The organism is Halomonas sp. (assembly GCF_034520545.1).
Taxonomy (GTDB): Bacteria; Pseudomonadota; Gammaproteobacteria; order Pseudomonadales; family Halomonadaceae; genus Halomonas.
Genome location: NZ_JAXHNN010000010.1, coordinates 1,158,290 through 1,177,701, shown reverse-complemented (window position 1 = coordinate 1,177,701; position 19,412 = coordinate 1,158,290). Strand labels below are relative to the sequence as shown.

Genomic DNA, 19,412 nt, shown 5'->3' with positions numbered 1-19,412 from the left:
ATTCAGGATAGGATTTTCCTGGCTCGATGCCGCAAGAAGACCCACAAGGAACGGCGAGTGCACGGAACTTAACCTTGAGCGCTCAAGGTTGCATATGCTGGAATGACCTCAAGAATCGACAGGCCATATTCAGCATTTTCAATAGCAAGGAGACTAGTCCCATGGCAACACAACAGAGTTTAGATCAGGCGCAGTTGCTGTACGTCGCCTACTACGGCCGCCCGGCAGACTTCACCGGTCAGCAGTTCTGGGCCGACCAGATCGACAACAGCCCCAACGGCGTCTATGACATCATGGATGCTTTCGGCACATCACCCGAGTTCGATGCCCGTTTCGGCAGCCTGACCAACAATCAGTTGATCACTAACCTCTATCAGCAGATGTTCGGCCGTGATCCCGAGCTTGGGGGCCTCAACTTCTGGGTGAACGAGCTGGTCACCGGCAACAAGTCACTTGCCGAAATCGCCTTCGCCATCGCCGAAGCGGCCGGGGGGCAGGATGCCGTTGCCCTGGCCAACAAGGTGGCCGTCGCGCAGGAGTTCACCGACAGCCTCGACACAGCCCAGGAAATTAATGCTTACGATGGCACGTTTGCCGCTAATGAGGCGCGCGATTTTCTCGCCCAGGTCGACGAGAATACCGACCCGTCAAGCGTCGATGTCGATGCCTTCATTAATACCCTGGTGGCAGGTCCCCCGGTTCCTGGTGTGACCACCGTGTTGACGCCTCAGCAGGACATCGTGCCCGGTACCGCCGGTGACGACGATATCCGTGGTACTCAGGACACCCTGCAGAACGGTGACGACATCGACGGTGCCGGCGGCAACGACCAGCTGAGCCTGGCCGTCGCCCAAGGCAGTGGTGCTTTCTTCACCGCACCGACCGTCAGCAACGTCGAGACCATTCAGGTCAACGGCCCCAACCTGTTGGCTGGTGACAGCATCACCTTCGATCTGTCCAATTCCGACGGTTACAACACCCTGGAATCTTTCCAGACCACCGAGGGTGGCTTGCCTAGCGCCGTTCAGAATCAAGCCGCGACCCAGGCCAACGCCACCGTCACCTTCCGTGATATCCAGAACGTCAATGGTACCGATCTGCGGATCATCGACACCAACCTGAATCACCGGTACACCTACGACACCAACGCCTACCAGACGCTCTTTGGTGGCGACGATGACGTCATGGATCTCTACCTGCAGGAAGTCGATGGCTCCACCATCACCCTGCAAAACGTGACCGGCATCCAGAACACCCCGGGGGGCAATCAACGCTCCCATGTCGATCAGGTGAACATCACCTCCGACGAACGCACTCAGGTCAACACCACGCCTGACAACTATGTGTGGGACCTGAACGTCGGCCCCGTGTTTAACGAGCTGTTCATCGACGGCATGGCCGACCTCGAGATCGAGAAATTCCTCGATGAGGGCGTCAGGCTGGTCGATGCCACAGCACTGGAAGCCGATCTGGCCCTCGACCTGCTGGGTCACGGTGCCATCACCCCCGCTCGTGCACTGATCGATCCGCTGGTCGTGCTGGGCGCTCAGGGCGATGATCGTATCGATGTCCGCGGCGAGTTCGCTGGTGGTCAGGAAGTTCGCGGCACCAACGGCTTCTATAGCCTGGGTACCGGCGACGACCTGCTGCGCGTGGGTAACAGCAGCGACGAGGCCTATTTCGCCGAGCACACCATCGGCCACAATGTGGTAGATAGCGGCCCGGGCAGTGACACCGTGGTGCTGAATGCCAGGGGCCTGCAGAACGTGACCACTGGCGAAGGCAACGACACCGTCTATATCAACGGCGATGTCGATGACCTGCGCACCCCGGTCCCCGGCGACGGCACCAGCACCGTCGACACCGGTGACGGCGACGACACCGTTCGCATCAACGGCAGCGTTAGCGATGGTCAGACCGACCAGACCGACTACGCCTCCGACACCGGCTTAAACGGCCAGGGCGATTACGAGATCACTCTCGGCGACGGCGAAGACGATCTTGTGATGAACGTCGATGGTGATCAGCTGATCCGTGCAGGTGCCGATGACGACTTTGTTCAAATCAACGGCGACGGCGTCCACGATATCGAGCTGGGAACCGGCGACGATGTACTGGAAATCTTCGGCTCTCGTCTGCCTAACAACAACATCGACAACACCATCGAGGATCTGCAGACCAGGATCGTCGCCGGTGAAGGTGATGATGACGTCACCGTCTGGGGCGATCACTTCCTCAATGTTGAGCTGAACGAAGGCGATGATCGTCTCGAGCTGCTTGCCGATGAGCTGACCGTCGATGATGTCATCGATGGCGGCGAGGGTCGCGATACCCTGTCGCTGCGCAACTTCACCAGCGGCATCGTTACCACCGGTATCTCCGAGACCAGCAGCACCAGCAGCATCGAAGTCTTCGATCTGTGGGATAGCGCCCAGGTGCTGGAGCTCTCCTCGGATAACTTCGATACCGCCGAAAACAAGCACATCACCGTTAAGACCACCAACTCGTTTACTGATGAGCTGGCGGAACTTACGCTGAAGTCGACCGGCGAAAAGGTTGCATTTACCCAGGGCATGAGCCGTGCCGAGTACAACCAGATCCGTGAGAACTGGGAGGACGGTCTCTACGTTGAGTACCCGACAGGTGGTAACGCATCCCTGGAAGACTGGCTGATCGGTTTCGAGCCTCCCGGTACTGCGAATAACCAGAATCCGGTTGATGCCGTGGACTTCGCTGATCGTGATACCAGCGGTGAGAACCCGCCTACGTTTGACACTATTTACGACGAAGTTAGTGATACCGTTTTCGCCAGTGATGACCCGGATGCGGATCAGGTCAACTTCCTGACCGAGCCCGGTACTCAGACCGTGGATATCACCGGTATTCCGCTCTCTGTGATCTCCGGTCGTGGCTTCAAGCTGGAAGGTGGTAACGTGCGTGACATCGTCATCGCCGACGATGCCGCCATCAGCAGTCGCCTGGAGCTGAGCTACGACAACACCGCGGGTGATGCCCAGTCCACCCAGGACACACTGCGCGTGATCGATAAGGCGACCATCACCGCCGCCGATCTGCGCAATGTCACGGGCCTCGAGATCATCGAGCTGCAGGCGAACCTCCAAAGCGCCCAGACCTGGAATATCGAGTTGAATGATCGCGTGGTCAACCAGACCACTGGCTCCTCCGACTTCGTGATCCGTATCGATCCGGAAGTCGCCGCCGGCAGCCGCGTCAACATCCAGCTCGACCCCAGCACCATCAATGCCAACAGCAACGTGCGCATCGAGACTAATGGCAATGTTGATATCTATATCAACAACAGTCTGGTCACCGAGCCGCAGTATGGAGTTGACCTCAGCTTGACAGGCAGTACCTACAGCGTAGTGGTCAATCCGGCTCTGCTGTTTACCAGCAACGCTGACTCCCTGGTAGGCACCAGCGGCAATGATATCTTCAGAGCCGCTAGCGTGGATCAGGTGCAGCAGGCCGATAGCGTTGACGGTCTTGCTAATCGCGATACCGTGCAGCTGGACTTTGCTATCTCCAACCCTGCCGACAGCCTGATGGCTCAGCTGGAGAACCCGTCGTTCACCAGCATCGAGGAGATTACCTTCGAGACTGGCAACAACGTCCAGATGGATGGGTTGGGTGCTGTGCCTGGTTCGCTGGATACCGTAACCACCGGCTACGGTAATGATTTGCTCGACGATATGGACAAGGGCTACACCTATAACCTGCGCCGCGGCGATGACACCATCAGCCTGGCAGCAGGTTTTGGGTTGACCACCATTGACGGTGGAGCGGGTGAGGATACCGTAAATGGTACCGACAACTTCCCGTTCTATGCCGGAGTGGATGTTCTGGACGTGACCGATGTGGAAACGGTCAACCTGTTCGACGGTGACGATACTGTGACCATCGCGCAAAACGTCGACAATGGTGATATTACTGTCAATGGCGGCGTAGGTGCTGGGTTCTTTAATTCCAGCAACGACACAGTGAACGTCTCTGGCGCCATCGGCGGTACCGTCTTCGCCAATAACGTCGAAACGGTCAATGACAGCAACAGTGCCAATACCATCGACGCCAACGGTCAGGGCAATGCCTCCGTGACCGTCAACGGTAACGGGGGTGACGACGATATCACCGTGACCAATACCACCACGGCCACCGTCAATGCCGGCAGCGGCAACGACACCGTCGAGGTGTCTAATGTCACTACTGCGACCGTCAATGGCGGCAGCGACGATGACGATCTGACTGTCTTCAACGCTACTACCGCGAACGTCAATGGCGATGGCGGTGACGACACCATCAACGTGTCCTTGACAGGTACTGTCAATGTCACGGGTGGTTCGGGAGATGACGACATCACCGTGCTGACTGACAATGCTGTCAGTGAGACCTCCACCATCACTGGCGGTGTTGGTAACGACGATATTACCCTGTCGGATCAAGCCTACGACAACGGTAATGGCGGTGCAGACACCATCGTCTTCGGTGACGTCATCTATGACGTCAACCAAGTTCAAGTTGCCAACACCCAAACGGCTGGTCTGGCATCTGATGACGCTAACTTGGACACCATCACCAACTTCAACTTCGAGTTGAATGGCCCGGGTGCCGAGGATATTCTGGACTTCACCAGCTTCGGTGGGGTGAACGATACTGCTATTCAGCATTCCGACTGGCGCAGTGGTCCGCAGGGTGTGTTGGACAGCACTGGCAGTGTCGCTGCTCTTGCCGTCAACGATGGCTTTGAGCTGGATGCGTCTCACATCGACGTAAACCCCGCCAATGGCGTGACCATCGCTGACAATGGTCAGGGTGTGGTCATCGCCGGTATGGATACCGGCGGTATCGCCGGCTTCGATAGCTTCGATGTCTACTATGTTCAGGATATCGATCAGGATGCTGGCCAGGTGTGGCAGGTCGATCTGGTGGCTAACATCGAATCTATCACCGATATCGGTGTCATCACCTCCATTGATACAGCGAACATAGCCTGATAGGAGACCGGCCAGCCGCCGCAAGGCGGCTGGTGGTTCCCTAGGGTGAACCGCCAAGTCAATTGGTGATTAACGAAACCCCGCGGAAACGCGGGGTTTTTTCTATTTGAGGCACAAGAGGAGTTTACGATGAGCGATTGGCAGATTGTCTCGCGCCGCCAGCATGCCGAGTACGGCTGGTTGCCGCGCCAGGGGTTTTACTTCGCCAGCGAGCTGAATTGGCTCCCCATCGCCTTGGCGGAGCTGCCCAAGTTGCCGGGGGAGTACGTGATCGCCCTGGCCGGTGAGAGGGAGGCGCCCGAGCCCGTGGTGCTGACCGATATCGGCCTGGGGCGTAATCTCTATGTGGATGCGCAAGGTCGCTGGCTGTCGCACTATGTGCCGGCTGAGCTACGCGCCTACCCCTTCGGCATGGTCGACAATGCCGATGGCAAACCGGCGCTGGGCATCCGCAGCGAACATCTGGTGGCGGCGGGAGAAGAGGGCGCCCGGCCGCTTTTTGATGCCGAGGGTAACCCCAGTGCCGATGTCGCTGGGGTGAGCGAGTTTCTCAAGCAGCGTGAACGCCAGCGCGTGCAGACCCGCAAGGCGGCCCAACTGCTGGTGGAGCTGGAGCTAGTGGTGCCTTGGCCGTTGAAGGTACGCCTGGAAGCCGGTGCCGAGCCGGAAGTGTTGCCGGGGCTATGGCGCATTGATCACAACGCCCTGGCTGCCCTAAGTGGCGAGGCGCTGGCGCGGCTTAACGCAGCCGGCGTGCTGCCATTGGCCGCGCTGCAGCCGATCGACCGCCGAGCACCTCCCACGACTGCTCGAGCGGGGAAAATTTATCGGCCAGCAAGGGGGCGCCGAGGGCCACGTCGAAACCCCCGAGAACCTGGATGCGTTTTTCTCTGCAAACGATGAGCTAAGCCTAGATTTCGGCGATGATTGATCGTGCACCGCCTGACACACCCCCTGCGGTTGCGCTATCATATTGTTCTGATTTTTTTCCTTCTTTCCCCATGACTCACAAGGAGATTCTCGATGGCCGAGAAACAAACCGAGCGCACCGTGACCATTGACGGTAAGGAATACCAGTTGGACAGCCTCAGCGAGAAGGCCAAGAAGCAGCTGGTCAACCTGCGCATCACCGACGAGGAGATCCAGCGCCTCAATCACCAGCTTTCCATCGCTCAGACCGCTCGCTCGGCGTATGCCAACGCCCTGAAGCAAGAGATCGAAGGGGTGGGTGAAGCAACGGCTCACTAAGCACGCCCAGAAAGTTTGTCCAGCAACGGGGCCTTCTGGCCCCGTTTTTCAATTCGTGAAACGCGCCGAATGGCGGTTAGCAGCTGTTTCTCCCCGTATGCTATCGTCCGTCGCGTTATGTTGGACGTCTGGCAGTCATAGGTGGTGGCAAGATGGCAAACATCCGTTGTGTGTGGGAAATGGGCGGTGCTCTTGGTCATCTGGCCAGTCTCAAGCCCTTCGTCGATCAGGCTCGGGCCCATGGCCATCAGGTGACGCTGGCACTCAAGGAGTTGCAGAATGCCCACCTGGTGTTTCCTGACCCCACACTGCCACGCTTCCAGTCTCCTTATCTCAACCGGTTGCCGAGGCTGAGCTACCGGCCCCCGCTCCTTCACCCAGGTGCTGGTTGATTCGTTCCCAGGTCGAGTCCGAGAGTTGACTGATCGCGTTTTGCAACGCCGCCTTCTTGGGGATCCAGCCCGTCGTCAGCCGGGCAAACGCCTGATACGATATGGAATCTAGCAGACAGAACGCCAGTTCCTCGTAGCTGAGCTGCCGGTTTTGCTTGAGAATCGCACAGCGCAACACCGATTCGTAGGTCAGGCCTCGGCGGCCGGTGGCTCGCATGGCGCCGGGCATCAGGTCCGCGGCTACCCAGGTCAGCAGCTCAGGATACGCATCCAGCCAGGCTGACATGGCCTGCAATTCCAGGCCGATCTCGTGATCAGCATAGCGTTCGAATATACTGTGCTGGGCGGTGCGTTCTGTGCGCATCAGTCACACCCATTTTCAAGGAATATCAGTGGCTTAGCAGCTTTAATCTTACCAAGTTAACGGAGTCTTGTATCGCCGTTTGGATGAAATTATTAACAACATCAGGACGTTATTTTTTTATGGACGGACACTAATTACCGGTGATACGGTCACTGCTGATGGGCATCAACAGAATACAGCACGCTCAGCCAGCTCTGCAGGATGGAAGAAGCCAAATGCCGCAATTTTCCACAGCCCCCAGACCTGGCATGCCAGAGGCGAATGAATTGAAGGTTGAGTACAACATGCAAGAACCGGGACATTTTCCGCAAGAGGGTTCTCGCGGACTTGAGGACAGCTGGATGCTGAGCCTGGTGGTACCGGTAATGAACGAAGAGGAAAACATTACGCCTTTTCTGGAGGCTGTGTTCTCCAGCCTTGACGAGCATGTACCACGACTTGAAATCCTCTTTGTGGATGATGGCTCCCGTGACTCGACCCTGAATAAGCTTCGGCAGGCAGCTGCGTCCGACCCACGTGTTCGTTATCTCTCTCTTTCACGCAACTTCGGCAAGGAACTGGCGATGACGGCTGGCATCGATCACGCCCTGGGTGACGCCGTTGTACCTATTGACGTGGACCTTCAGCATCCTCCCGAGGTCGTTCTTGAGTTTGTCAGGCTGTGGCGTGAGCATGGCTATGACATGGTGTACGGGATCCGGCATGAGGATAATGAAGAAACAGCGGCCAAAAAGACGACTTCAGGGTTATTTTACCGAGTCTTCAATCGGGTGGCCCATACTGAAATTCCTCCCGGTGCGGGAGATTTTCGGTTGCTGGATCGGCGGGTGGTGGAGGCCATGAAGCAGCTACCGGAGCGTAACCGGTTTATGAAGGGGCTCTTTTCATGGGTTGGCTTCCGTTCGATTGACATCCCCTACTGCCAGCCGCCACGCGCTATAGGCAAGAGCCGCTTCAATTATTGGAAGCTGTGGAATTTTGCCCTTGATGGCCTGGTGGGCTTTTCCACTTGGCCATTGAGAGTCTGGAGCTATATCGGCGGTGCGGTGGCGCTGCTGGCTTTCGTTTATGTGCTAATCATCATCACCAAAACTCTGGTGTTCGGTTCCGTCACGCCTGGCTATGCTTCGGTCATGTCTGCGGTGCTTTTCTTTGGTGGTATGCAGCTGCTCTCTATCGGTATTCTGGGGAGTATGTTGGACGTCTGTTTGTGGAAACAAAGCAGCGCCCACTCTATCTTATAGCCGAGCACGGTGGTGGGACTTACTCGGGGCTTGGGCGATTGCGGCTCGGGAGGGGGCGGTAGCTAATGAGCCGTCTGCTGGGAGAAGCAGGGATGTTGGCTAGGTTTGGTGGCGTCGGTGTCATGGCGACGCTGGTGCATTTGTCGGTGGCGGGATTGTGTTTTCAGCTCTGGCCCTCTATCTCGCCGTTTCTGGCAAATATGCTGGCATTTTTGGTGGCCTTTCAGGTTTCATTCTGGGGCCATCGACACTTTACCTTTCGCCGAGGTGGCCGGCTGTATCGGTTCCTTACCCTCGCTCTAGGAGGGTTTGCATTGAACAACGGTGTCTTGGCTACCTTGCTAGCGGTCACGCCGCTGCCGGGTTTTTTAGCTATTGTCCTTGCCACCTTTGCGGTGCCGATGTTGGTTTATATTGCCGCGCGTTTCTGGGCTTTTGCTGATTGACAGCTTTCAATGTCCTGAATCCGTGAAACCGGCACCTCAAAACGCTTCTAACCTTCTGATGTGCATGGCAATATAACGAATTTCGCCGTTCACCCGGACAGTCCCATGCCCAACGTCAAGTTCCGCGCCAGTGGCCGCACCCTCACTAGCATTGCTGACCCTGCAGAAGGTGCCGAGCACTGCCACCCTGCGTCAGCGGCTGGAGAAGCTCGCCGCTAATGATCTCCAGGCACGAACCGCGACCTGGTCCACTTCACCCTGATGTCGCTGGCCGAGTCGCCAGACTGGCCGTGCCTGGTGGGTGAAAAAGCCGGAAAATCCGGGCTATACGTGCTGTTCGGCACTGGCATTTTCGGTAACATCGCGCGCAATCACCCCGCAATTTTCGAATTAGGTCATCAAGAAATACTTTCTGGCGGTGATAGGAAAAGTGTCGGCACAAGCTTCACGGATTCAGATACTAGAGAGATGCCCGTTGTAATATCTGTATAAACTCATTGATTTTCCTCGCCTTCAGGGGTGTCGCCTGTTCTTTTACTTTGCCAGATAACACTGACACCTGGATGCTCTCGGCACACCCAGCCTTCAAGTGCACAGGCCTGCTGCGCCAACTCCGGATCCGTTACGAGATAGATGGCTCCTTCTGGCAGGGTTCCTTGAGCTACTGCCTCATGGTATGGCTGCGTAGCACGCTTTACCATTTCAATGTTTTGACTAGCCAGATATGCCACATTGATCGACATCCCATGTTCAGCGGCTAACCACAGGTATGGCTTTAGTGCGTCCAGGTCTTGGGCAGGAAAAGCAACGAGTCTGTCATGGGATTGCCAGACATCGTTGAGTTGACTGTCATGGAGCACACTAAATGGCTTCGGGTCGTGCCGAGCTGCGGCAGCGCGATTCTCTATATTGTGGTGGACCATGCTGTACCACACGCGGAGGTCCTCGCGCTGAACCACTATTGCCAGAGCCAGCAGTGGTAGCATGCAAGCGGGGCGCCAGCGGCGTGTAAGCATCACCAGGGCCCCGATCAGCAGCACGTAACCCAGTGGCCACACCATACGGCCGCTGGAACGAAGATAGTCCCGGATGGGACCAAAGAGGCTGTCATAGTAGAGGGGAATGCTGCCATGGAAGAAGGATACCCTGCCGGCCAGGGCATATAGAAACAGGATAATAGCGGCTATCAGAACCGCGAGCGCAGGCCCTTGCATTCGATTCCCTGAGGTCGAGGGGCTCCTGAGCCACGTGATGGCAACGCTGAACCATAGCAGTAGCACTCCAGCACCCATATAGGCCATGCCCTCATATTGGCCACCGATACTGGGATTCCAGCCTTTGAAGAGCCGTGACATCGAGGGGATCTCTTCATGGAACCAGGATGAGCTAGAGCTTGGATTGAAATAAGTCAGCAGTTCTGCCGAGAAATAGCCGTAGCCCCCAGGTGGTGTGCTTTCGCGGCCAGGCAAAATGTAGCCCGCACTCCACATCACCATCAGCACGGCCAGGGGTGTCGCCATTCCAATGGGTATCCACGGCTTCAAGTGCTGCATAAAGTTGCCGTTATGCCGGGTATGGCGATATTCGCGAACGATATGTGAGCACCACCATACTGCCCAGAAAGTGCCGACCATGAAGAACAGATAGAAGTGGGTCAGTACAGCAAGTGTCAATAGGGCGAGCCATTTGGCAGCATTGCCGAAAGTTGGACGCGACAAAAATAGGGTGTATTCAATTGCCAGAAAGATTAGCCAGTGGGCGGTCAGTGCCTCATGGCCATGCATGCCGAGACCACGGGCGCTGATGATGGGCAGGCTGCTCATCAGCAGGGCCCCAGCCAAGGCAACGGGGATGGGCAGATGCATCCTGAGCAGGAGCCGGGTGGCGAAGAAGCCGTTCAGTGCATAATTCGTCAGCATCCAGAGCCCCAGGTACTGGAAGGGATCAGGGAGCCAACCATGAAATAATTTCAAGGGGAGTGCCAAGAGGGGCAGAGAGTCAGTAAAGACGATGCTGGTGGACAAGTCGCTGGCCAGGTTTTCGATTGCACCGAGGGGCCAGCCCCACTCTTCCCGCCGGAAAAAATGCCAGCCGATATAGTGCTGGAATGTGTCACCCTCATGCAGCAGCCAGTTGACCTCAAGGGGATTGAGCACAGGGCGATAGAGGTACCAGGCGAGGCCTGACATAAGCAGTGCTGTAAACACGGCCAAGGCTGGCTCGATGGCGCGTGGGTATGAGTGGGCTGGCTGCATCGTCTAGGAGGCCTTATCCCTGTATCCAAGTTGTTTGACTGCCTCACATCGCGGACAGGCTGTCGCGACGCTAGCCGTTGTTGGGGCAGGTGTAAAGCCCGAATTCAGGCTCGATATGGCACTGCCTTGCGCATAAGAGAACGCTTATCGACAGTGGCCATTGATCAGTGCTGTGTTGCCAGTACTCGGGAAGGAGCTCGGTGACAGGCCTGGCCATGCGTGTCGCTCAATGGTTTGTTGGGCTAATCAGGGAAAAACCCTCAAAAAATACTACTTTCCCACCAGCGTGGCCAGGCATCGTCATATCCGGGCCATCCCGATCCCCGGATAGAGAGCCACAGAACCGCGCGGCCCGGGTCCCCGAAGGGGCAGTGACCGGCCTGTCGGCTTCGCTGGCGCAGCGGCGCGAGGGCAGCGAGCCGCTGCTCTGGGAGGATTCGCCCGAGCGCCTGGCCGCGTTCCGCGAGGGCCTGTCGGGCGATGGCCTGCGACTGGTGCGCGGCGGGCGCTTCTGGCACGTTACCGGGGATTGCCACAAGGGCAGCGCCGTCCGCTGGCTGATCAAGCGCTTCGAGGCACTGCGCGGTCAGCGGTCGCTGACCCTGGCGCTGGGCGATGGCCCCAACGACATTCCCATGCTCGAGACGGTGGACCAGGCGGTGGTGATCCGCGGCGGTCATGACTTGAACGTGTCGCCACGGCAGCCGGCGCTCTATCGCAGCGAGGCCACCGGCCCTCTCGGCTGGGCCGAGGGAGTAGCTCACTGGTGGGAGCGAGTCGATGGACGGCCAGGACCGGCGGCGATCGTCTAGCGATCCGAGTACGCGGACATCGAGGCCGAGATTTTTCCTACGGGGATTGAGCGAAAGAATGGACAGTCGCTTTGTTATGCTTTGTTGACGGCTACACAATGGCGTATCTGCTTTCGCTTTGAAGACGGTGATGCCTACGATGTCGAAGTATGCGACTACCACTGACATGAGGAGGAGAAGATGGCCATTCAAAATACGGGTGGCATACAGCGAAAGCCCACGCATCCCGGTGAAATGTTGCGCGAGGATTTCCTGCCGGACTATGGCCTGACCGTGGAGGGGCTTGCCGAAGCGTTGGGTGTATCGCGCCAGTCCATCAATGAACTGTTACGCGAGCGGCGAGCCGTCAGTCCGGAGATGGCGTTGAGGCTCGGCCGCTTGTTCGGCAACTCGTCGGAATTCTGGCTGAATGCCCAGCGCGCCGTCGACCTCTGGGTGGCAGCCGCAGCCATCAAGGACGAAGTGGAGCGGATCAAACCGCTCGATGCAGCATAGTCTCGGCGTACAGGCCCAGGCAATCCGGCACGGTAATCGGCGGGAATCGGGGACATTCCCTCAATAATACGTGCAACCAAATTATGCAGGTGCGTGTCGGGCGAGGTTCATAGGTCTTGGGTGGATAAGCCGGAGGCGCATCCGGCGAATACTGGCGTATTACCGGATGACATCGCCGTCAGTAATCGCGACGCGGACTAGAGTCTGAATCCTCACCTGCTGCTTTAGCGTTTCCGCGTCCTGAAACCTCCATCGCCAGCAAGAGGATCGGCGCGTCTTCCCTGTCAGCCGTGATCGTGAGCTGATCTCAAGCGGCGCTTTCCCGGGAGGGGTGACCCGAACTCAGCGGGGCGGTATGGAGCACGCCGGGCGATAGGGAATCCATTATGCTGAGGTCAAGGATCAAGCCATTGGCGTAGCTTGGCGCGGTTCTGCGATTGCCCGTTCTTCGGAGACCAGGAGCGAGACCATGTCGACACTCACCTTTCAGGGCGCCGTCAAGGAAGTCACTGGCTCGCGCTACCTCATCGAAATGGACGGCAATGGCCGCTCGCACAAGCTGCTACTGGAGTGCGGCCTGCATCAGGGCGGCAGCGAGGCTGACGCGGCCAATGCCCGCTCCTTTGGCAAGCTGCCGAGAGAGCTCGAGGCGGTGGTGCTCTCCCATGGCCATCTCGACCACTCCGGCCTGTTGCCCAAGCTGGTGCGCGAGGGCTACCGCGGGCCGATTCACTGCACCCGAGGCACTCGCGACCTGCTGGAGATCATGCTGCAGGACGCGGCCTTCATCATGGCCAAGGACGTCGAGTGGGAGAACAAGTGGCGACGCCGCAACGGCAAGCCGCTGATCGAGCCGCTCTACGGCCTGGACGACGTGGCGCTGACCCTGTCGCTGTGCGAGACCCACGCCTATGGCCAGCCGACCCGGCTGCCGGGTGGGGTGACCATGGTGTTCCGTGACGCCGGGCATATCCTTGGCTCCGCCATCGTCGAGCTGACCATTCCCTCCGGCCGTCAGGAGAAGCGGCTGGTCTTCTCGGGGGATCTGGGCAACCCCGGCTCGGTGCTGATAAAGGACCCCGAGAAGCTCTTTGATGCCGACCTGGTGCTGATGGAGAGCACCTACGGCGATCGCGATCATCGGCCCCTGGAGGAAACCCTCGAGGAGTTAGCCAGCAGATGGTGTTCCTCAACAGCCTCATGGCGATCAAGGTCACCGAGCTCTATCACCGCGCCCGCAAGTCGCTGGATGCCGAGGACCCCAAGGTGTTTAACAAGGTGGCGAGCGGGGACACCCGCCAGTACCTGCCGATTCTGCGCATGACCCGCACGGTGGAGGAGTCCATGGCCATCAATCGCATCCACGGCGGGGCGATCATCATCGCCGGCGCGGGCATGTGCAACGGCGGGCGCATCATCCACCACTTCCGCTACAACCTGGAGCGGCCTGATACCCAGCTGGTGATCGTCGGCTTCCAGGCGGCCGGCACGGTGGGGCGCCAGATCGTCGACGGCGCCGAGCGCATTCGCGTGCTGGGCCGAGACCTCGCGGTCAGGGCGAGGGTGCATACCATCGGTGGCTTCTCCGCCCATGCCGGCCAGACCCAGCTGCTGGGGTGGGCCGGGGCCTTTCGACATCGGCCGCGCTTCTATCTGGTGCATGGCGAGCCCGGTGCCCAGCAGGCGCTGCAGGCGGCCCTCGCCGAGAGCGACATCGAGGCCGAGATTCCTGCCTACGGGGAGCGTATCGAGCTCTGAGCGGGTCATCCCGCGACAACCTGGTGGTGGCGATTCCGGTGGCCCTGCTGCTCGGCCTGGTGCCTGCGTTTCTCGGGTCAACTGTTTGGCCCGCCCGCCTAGTTCTGCGCTGATCGGCTCTCCCTGCCCGGTGCGCTGTCGGTAGAAAGTTGACCTGCATCAAGGTGCGTCGACATGCCCCATGCAGACCATGCGGCAATGCACTAAGCTCTATGTGATGTAAACATAGTTATTTACTTAGAGATTTAGGTTATGAAAATGACGCATGTATTGGCAGGTTCTCTGCTGGCGGCAACCATCGGTCTCACCGGTGCGGCCCTGGCCGACAGCCACGGCGGCGACGAATCCAAGGACCAGGCGCTGGTGATTCTTACCAGCGACTCGCTGCAGACGCAGGGCATGGCGATGATCCTCTCCAATGCCATGCAGCAGCAGGGCACCGATCTGCATATCCTGCTGTGTGACGCTGCCGGCCATCTGGCCGTTGAGGGTTACGAAAGTGCCGAGGCGATCAATACACCGCCCGGCAACCCCGCCGGCCAGGTCAAGCCGGAAGGCATTCTGCAGATGCTGATGGGCAACGGCGCCCAGGTGGACGTCTGCGCCATCTACCTGCCCAACAGTGACCTGGACGAGGAGAACCTTCGCGAGGGCGTCGGTGTGGCTGCCCCGGGACCGATGGCTGAGATGATGCGTGATCCGTCCATTCCCGTTTACAGCTTCTGAGAAGCCGAAGCGAACCGAAGGAGACTCTTATGACGAGCAACGTGGGCGGTATCGACAAGATAGCCCGTATCGTGATTGGCGCCGCGCTGATCCTGCTGGCCCTGACCGGCACGATCGGGGTTTGGGGCTGGATCGGCGTGCTACCGCTGGCCACCGGCCTGTTCAACTTCTGCCCGGCCTGGAAACTGCTGGGCGTCAATACCCGCAAGTCGAACCAGTAGGCGAATCGGCTCAGTACAGTCGTGTTTCACAGGGCGCCCGCGACTTCCGAGTTGCGGGCGCCCTGCATTGGGGTCGTGTCAGGCCGGGACGGGACGGGACAGCCTTGAACTATCGTGATCATGGACGGCCTCAATCGGCATATAGAGCCTAATATGCTAAGGTTATTCCATATTTCGCAAGCGACGCCCGGTAAGACCGGGCGTCAACAGGAGATGATTCATGAAGACCTTTGCGCTCTCCCGGAACACCGGGCCCGGCACGCCCGACGTGGCAGGCTTCTTCGATCCGCGGACCTTCAGCATTCAGTACGTGGTCAGCGACCCGGCGACCCGCCAGTGCGCCATCATCGACCCGGTGCACGACTTCGAGGAGAAGTCCGGTGCCACCGCGACTCACCATGCCGATGAAATGTTGGCGTACGTGAAAGAACAGGGTCTCGAGGTGCAGTTGATCCTCGATACTCACCCGCACGCCGATCACTTCTCTGCCGCACAGTATTTGAAGGAGAAAACCGGTGCGCCTACCGCCATCGGCGATCAGGTCGTGGAGGTGCAGAAGCTCTGGAAGACGCTCTACCACTGGCCGGACTTTCCCGCCGACGGCTCCCAGTGGGATCGACTGTTCGCCGAGGGCGATACCTTTCGCATCGGCGAACTCGAGGCACGGGTGATGTTCTCGCCGGGTCATACCCTGGCCTCCATCACCTACGTGATCGGCGATACGGCGTTCGTCCACGACACCCTCTTCCAGCCGGATTTCGGCTCCGCCCGGGCCGACTTCCCCGGCGGGGATGCCCATCAGCTGTGGCGATCCATCCAGGCAATCCTCGCGCTGCCCGACGAGACCCGGCTGTTCACCGGCCACGACTACATGCCCGATGGCCGCGAGCCGCAGTGGGAAAGCACGGTGCGCGAGCAGCGCGAGACCAACAAGCACCTGGTCGGCGTTCCCGAGGAAGAGTACGTGGCGATGCGCAACGAGCGTGACAGCGAGCTGCCGATGCCCAAGCTGATCCTGCACTCCCTGCAGGTGAACATCGGCGGTGGTCGCCTGCCGGAGCCCGAGGCCGACGGCAAGCGCTACTTGAAGATTCCGCTGGATGCTCTTGAGGGTGCGAGCTGGGAGTAGATCACCGGCTGCCCGGTGCGCCTGCGGCTTATCGGGGCTGCTGCCGTGCCTGGTGGAGGCGATAGGCCAGATATTCGATGGGATGCGATCTTTTGTGGTCTTTTTTATAAATAAACAATCTATGTTTAGAACATAAATTTGCGTTAAGCTGGTGCCATCGCTGCAGGACAGCACACAGACGGAGAGCGTTTCCCATGTCTCATCCCATCGTGACCCATTTCTTCGACGAGCCGACCAACACCTTCAGCTATGTGGTGCAGGATCCCTCGAGCCGCGCCTGCGCGATCCTCGATTCGGTGCTCGATTTCGACTACGCCGCCGGGCGCACCGATGTGCGCTCCGCCGACGAGATCATCGCCTTCGTGCGTGACAACGGCCTCGAGGTGGAGTGGGTTCTCGAGACCCACGTGCACGCCGACCACCTCTCGGCGGCGCCTTACCTGCATGACCAACTGGGCGGCAAGACCGGCATCGGCGCCCAGATCACCGTGGTGCAGGATGTCTTCGGCAAGGCCTTCAATGCCGGCACCGAGTTCGCCCGCGACGGCAGCCAGTTCGACCGCCTCTTCGAGGAGGGCGACACCTTTACCATCGGCACCCTGGAAGGGCAGGTGCTGCACACGCCGGGCCACACGCCGGCCTGCCTGACCTACGTGATCGGCGATGCCGCCTTCGTCGGCGATACCCTGTTCATGCCTGACTACGGCACCGCGCGCTGTGATTTCCCGGGTGGTGATGCCCGCACCCTCTTTCGTTCCATCCAGAAGGTGCTGGCGCTGCCGGCCGAGACGCGCCTCTTCCTGTGCCACGACTACAAGGCGCCGGAGCGCGAGACCTACCAGCACGAGACCAGCGTGGCGGAGCAGCGTACCCACAACGTGCATGTCCACGAGGGCGTCAGTGAGGACGAGTTCGTCAAGATGCGCACCGAACGCGACGCAACCCTGGGCATGCCTCGTCTGATCGTGCCCTCGGTGCAGGTCAACATGCGTGCCGGCCATATGCCGCCGCCCGAGGATAACGGCCAGGTCTACCTCAAGGTGCCGATCAACACGTTCTGAGCATCCACTTCCCAGGCCATCTTCTCAGGTCATCTTCCTAGGAAAGCCCCCATGCAGATTCATGAACTCGAACCCGGCTTCGCCATCACCGATGCCGTGACCCCAGCCGATCTCGACGAGGTCGCGCGTCGCGGCTTTCGCTCGGTGATCTGCAATCGCCGCCCTGGCGAAGCCGAGGATCACCCCGACGACCGCGCCCTGAGTGCCCGGGCCGCCGAACTGGGCCTGGAATGGCGCTGCATCCCCGTTACCCCGGGCGACTACTCAGAGGCCGACATCGACGCCTTCGGCCAGGCCCTCGAGGGGCTGCCCACGCCTATCCTGGCGTTCTGCAAGACGGGCAAGCGGGCCGTTCACCTCTGGGCCCACGCCCGCAGTCAGGAAGGGAACTGCAACATCCCGGCGCTGCTGGAAGCGGCCCATGCCGCCGGCCATGACCTGGAAGAGCGCCGCTCGATGCTGGAAGCCGCCGGGAAAGGTTGAGCGATGAACCCCAAGCGCTATCTGCCCATCCTGCAGTGGCTACCCGGCTATGGCCGCGCCACCCTGACCAGCGACCTGCTGGCGGCGGTGATCGTTACGGTCATGCTGATCCCTCAGTCGCTGGCCTACGCCATGCTGGCCGGGCTGCCGCCGGAGGTGGGCCTTTACGCCAGCATCGCGCCGCTGGTGGTCTACGCGATATTCGGCACCAGCCGCACCCTGGCGGTGGGGCCGGTGGCGGTGGTATCGCTGATGACGGCGGCGGCAGTGGGGCAGATTGCCCCCCAGGGTTCGCCGGAATACCTCGGTGCCGCCCTGGTGCTGGCGCTGATGTCCGGGCTGATGCTGACCCTGATGGGCGTTGCGCGGCTGGGCTTTCTGACCAATTTCCTTAGCCACCCGGTGATCTCGGGCTTCATCACCGCCTCGGGGCTGATCATCGCCGCCAGCCAGTTCAAGCATGTGCTGGGCGTGGAGGCCAACGGCCACAACCTGCTGGATCTGCTTGCCGGACTGATCCAGGGCCTCGGCGGGGTGAACGTGTCGACCCTGATGATCGGCGCCTCTGTGCTGATCTTTCTCTACGCCGCACGGCGTTGGCTGAAGCCCGCCTTGTTGGCGCTCAGTGTCCCGGCCCGGCCGGCGGACATGCTGACCAAGGCCGCGCCGATCCTCGCCGTGGCGGTCACCACCCTGGCCACATGGGGGCTGGGCCTCGACGCGCGAGGTGTAGCCGTAGTCGGCAGCGTGCCGGCAGGCCTGCCGCCGTTGACCCTGCCCGGGTTCGACAGTGGCCTGTGGAGCCAGCTGTTCCTGGCGGCACTGCTGATCAGCATCGTCGGCTTTGTGGAATCGGTGTCGGTGGGTCAGACCCTGGCTGCCAAGCGCCGTCAGCGCATCGATCCCGACCAGGAACTGGTGGGCCTGGGCACCTCCAATATCGCCGCGTCGCTGACCGGCGGCATGCCGGTCACCGGCGGCTTCGCCCGTTCGGTAGTGAACTTCGATGCCGGGGCCGAGACGCCGGCGGCCGGGGCCTTCACCGCGGTGGGCATCGCCGGGGCGGCGCTGCTGCTCACGCCGCTGATCGCTTACCTGCCCATCGCCACCCTGGCGGCTACCATCATCGTGGCGGTGCTCTCGCTGGTCGACTTCCCGGCCATCAAGCGCACCTGGGACTACTCGCGCAGCGACTTCGCGGCGATGCTGGCTACCATTCTGGTCACCCTGGGCGTAGGCGTCGAAAGCGGCATCACGGTGGGGGTGGGGCTCTCCCTGGCGCTGCACCTCTATCGAACCAGCCGTCCTCATAGTGCCGTGGTGGGGCGGGTGCCGGGCAGCGAGCACTTCCGCAACGTCAAGCGCCATGACGTGGAGACCGACGAGCGACTGGCGATCCTGCGGGTCGACGAGAGCCTCTACTTCGCCAATGCTCGCTACCTCGAGGATACCGTGATGGAACTGGCCGCCCACCAGCCGGGCCTTGAGCACCTCGTGCTGGCCTGCCAGGCGGTCAATGTCATCGACGCCTCGGCACTGGAGAGCCTGGAGGCCATCAATGCGCGGCTCAAGGACTCCGGCGTTGTTCTGCACCTGGCCGAGGTCAAGGGGCCGGTGATGGATCGGTTGCGGAACACCGAATTCTGCCGCGAGCTCACCGGACACGTGTTCCTCAGCACCTTTGACGCCTGGCGAGAGCTGCGCGGCGAGAGCGATGGGACCCTGGCACAGCGCTGTGCCGAGCTGCAGGGGTAGTGGCGGGCTTACCA

At 60.0% G+C, this 19,412-nt stretch carries 16 protein-coding genes and 2 pseudogenes; 16 read left to right on the top strand and 2 right to left on the bottom strand.

Annotated elements, in window-relative coordinates:
• Positions 1-26: 26 nt before the first annotated feature.
• From U5L98_RS14195 to U5L98_RS14185, 3 genes are all read left to right on the top strand, one after another.
• Positions 27-5,009 (top strand): DUF4214 domain-containing protein, encoded by a 4,983-nt coding sequence (locus tag U5L98_RS14195; RefSeq protein ID WP_322558908.1) that lies wholly within the window; start codon positions 27-29, stop codon positions 5,007-5,009.
• A gap of 129 nt (positions 5,010-5,138) precedes the next feature.
• On the top strand, positions 5,139-5,912 hold the full coding sequence (locus U5L98_RS14190; RefSeq protein WP_322558907.1) for a SapC family protein: 774 nt from the start codon (positions 5,139-5,141) through the stop codon (positions 5,910-5,912).
• Between the two features lie 120 nt (positions 5,913-6,032).
• Positions 6,033-6,257 (top strand): DUF6447 family protein, encoded by a 225-nt coding sequence (locus U5L98_RS14185; RefSeq protein WP_322558906.1) that lies wholly within the window; start codon positions 6,033-6,035, stop codon positions 6,255-6,257.
• Between the two features lie 378 nt (positions 6,258-6,635).
• Here U5L98_RS14185 and U5L98_RS14180 read toward each other — a convergent pair.
• A pseudogene (locus U5L98_RS14180) lies at positions 6,636-7,013 on the bottom strand (transposase); the annotation flags it as partial.
• A gap of 215 nt (positions 7,014-7,228) precedes the next feature.
• Here U5L98_RS14180 and U5L98_RS14175 point away from each other — a divergent pair.
• The 3 genes and pseudogenes from U5L98_RS14175 to U5L98_RS19065 form a co-directional block, all read left to right on the top strand.
• Positions 7,229-8,257 carry a glycosyltransferase family 2 protein gene (locus U5L98_RS14175; protein ID WP_322558905.1) on the top strand — a complete coding sequence of 343 codons (1,029 nt, stop codon included), beginning with the start codon at positions 7,229-7,231 and terminating at the stop codon, positions 8,255-8,257.
• A gap of 65 nt (positions 8,258-8,322) precedes the next feature.
• The gene (locus U5L98_RS14170; protein ID WP_322558904.1) at positions 8,323-8,703 is read left to right on the top strand and encodes a GtrA family protein; all 381 of its coding nucleotides are present in this window, start codon (positions 8,323-8,325) and stop codon (positions 8,701-8,703) included.
• A 139-nt stretch (positions 8,704-8,842) separates the two neighbouring features.
• Positions 8,843-8,985: pseudogene (locus tag U5L98_RS19065) on the top strand (IS1380 family transposase); the annotation flags it as partial.
• A gap of 212 nt (positions 8,986-9,197) precedes the next feature.
• On the opposite strand, the gene U5L98_RS14165 reads toward U5L98_RS19065, so the two are convergent.
• Complete coding sequence (locus U5L98_RS14165) at positions 9,198-10,910, bottom strand: DUF6311 domain-containing protein (RefSeq protein ID WP_322558978.1); 1,713 nt, start codon at positions 10,908-10,910, stop codon at positions 9,198-9,200.
• 419 nt (positions 10,911-11,329) lie between these two features.
• Here U5L98_RS14165 and U5L98_RS14160 point away from each other — a divergent pair, with 419 nt between their 5' ends.
• From U5L98_RS14160 to U5L98_RS14115, 10 genes are all read left to right on the top strand, one after another.
• Positions 11,330-11,770, top strand: coding sequence for an HAD-IIB family hydrolase (locus tag U5L98_RS14160; protein WP_322558903.1), 441 nt, complete (start codon positions 11,330-11,332; stop codon positions 11,768-11,770).
• 180 nt (positions 11,771-11,950) lie between these two features.
• Complete coding sequence (locus U5L98_RS14155) at positions 11,951-12,265, top strand: HigA family addiction module antitoxin (protein ID WP_322558902.1); 315 nt, start codon at positions 11,951-11,953, stop codon at positions 12,263-12,265.
• A gap of 469 nt (positions 12,266-12,734) precedes the next feature.
• Positions 12,735-13,589 carry an MBL fold metallo-hydrolase gene (locus U5L98_RS14150; RefSeq protein WP_322558901.1) on the top strand — a complete coding sequence of 285 codons (855 nt, stop codon included), beginning with the start codon at positions 12,735-12,737 and terminating at the stop codon, positions 13,587-13,589.
• Positions 13,472-14,023 (top strand): MBL fold metallo-hydrolase RNA specificity domain-containing protein, encoded by a 552-nt coding sequence (locus tag U5L98_RS14145; protein WP_322558977.1) that lies wholly within the window; start codon positions 13,472-13,474, stop codon positions 14,021-14,023. Before U5L98_RS14150 ends, U5L98_RS14145 begins: the two co-directional genes overlap by 118 nt.
• A gap of 252 nt (positions 14,024-14,275) precedes the next feature.
• On the top strand, positions 14,276-14,749 hold the full coding sequence (locus U5L98_RS14140; protein ID WP_322558900.1) for a hypothetical protein: 474 nt from the start codon (positions 14,276-14,278) through the stop codon (positions 14,747-14,749).
• A gap of 29 nt (positions 14,750-14,778) precedes the next feature.
• Entirely contained in the window at positions 14,779-14,970 is a 192-nt protein-coding gene (locus U5L98_RS14135) for a DUF2892 domain-containing protein (RefSeq protein WP_322558899.1), read from the top strand.
• A gap of 220 nt (positions 14,971-15,190) precedes the next feature.
• Positions 15,191-16,099 (top strand): MBL fold metallo-hydrolase, encoded by a 909-nt coding sequence (locus tag U5L98_RS14130; RefSeq protein WP_322558898.1) that lies wholly within the window; start codon positions 15,191-15,193, stop codon positions 16,097-16,099.
• Between the two features lie 194 nt (positions 16,100-16,293).
• On the top strand, positions 16,294-17,160 hold the full coding sequence (locus tag U5L98_RS14125; protein WP_322558897.1) for an MBL fold metallo-hydrolase: 867 nt from the start codon (positions 16,294-16,296) through the stop codon (positions 17,158-17,160).
• 51 nt (positions 17,161-17,211) lie between these two features.
• A complete protein-coding gene (locus U5L98_RS14120) occupies positions 17,212-17,643 on the top strand; it encodes a TIGR01244 family sulfur transferase (RefSeq protein WP_322558896.1) in 432 nt (143 codons plus the stop codon).
• Positions 17,644-17,646: 3 nt separating this feature from the next.
• Positions 17,647-19,398 carry a SulP family inorganic anion transporter gene (locus tag U5L98_RS14115; RefSeq protein ID WP_322558895.1) on the top strand — a complete coding sequence of 584 codons (1,752 nt, stop codon included), beginning with the start codon at positions 17,647-17,649 and terminating at the stop codon, positions 19,396-19,398.
• The last annotated feature ends 14 nt before the right edge of the window (positions 19,399-19,412 follow it).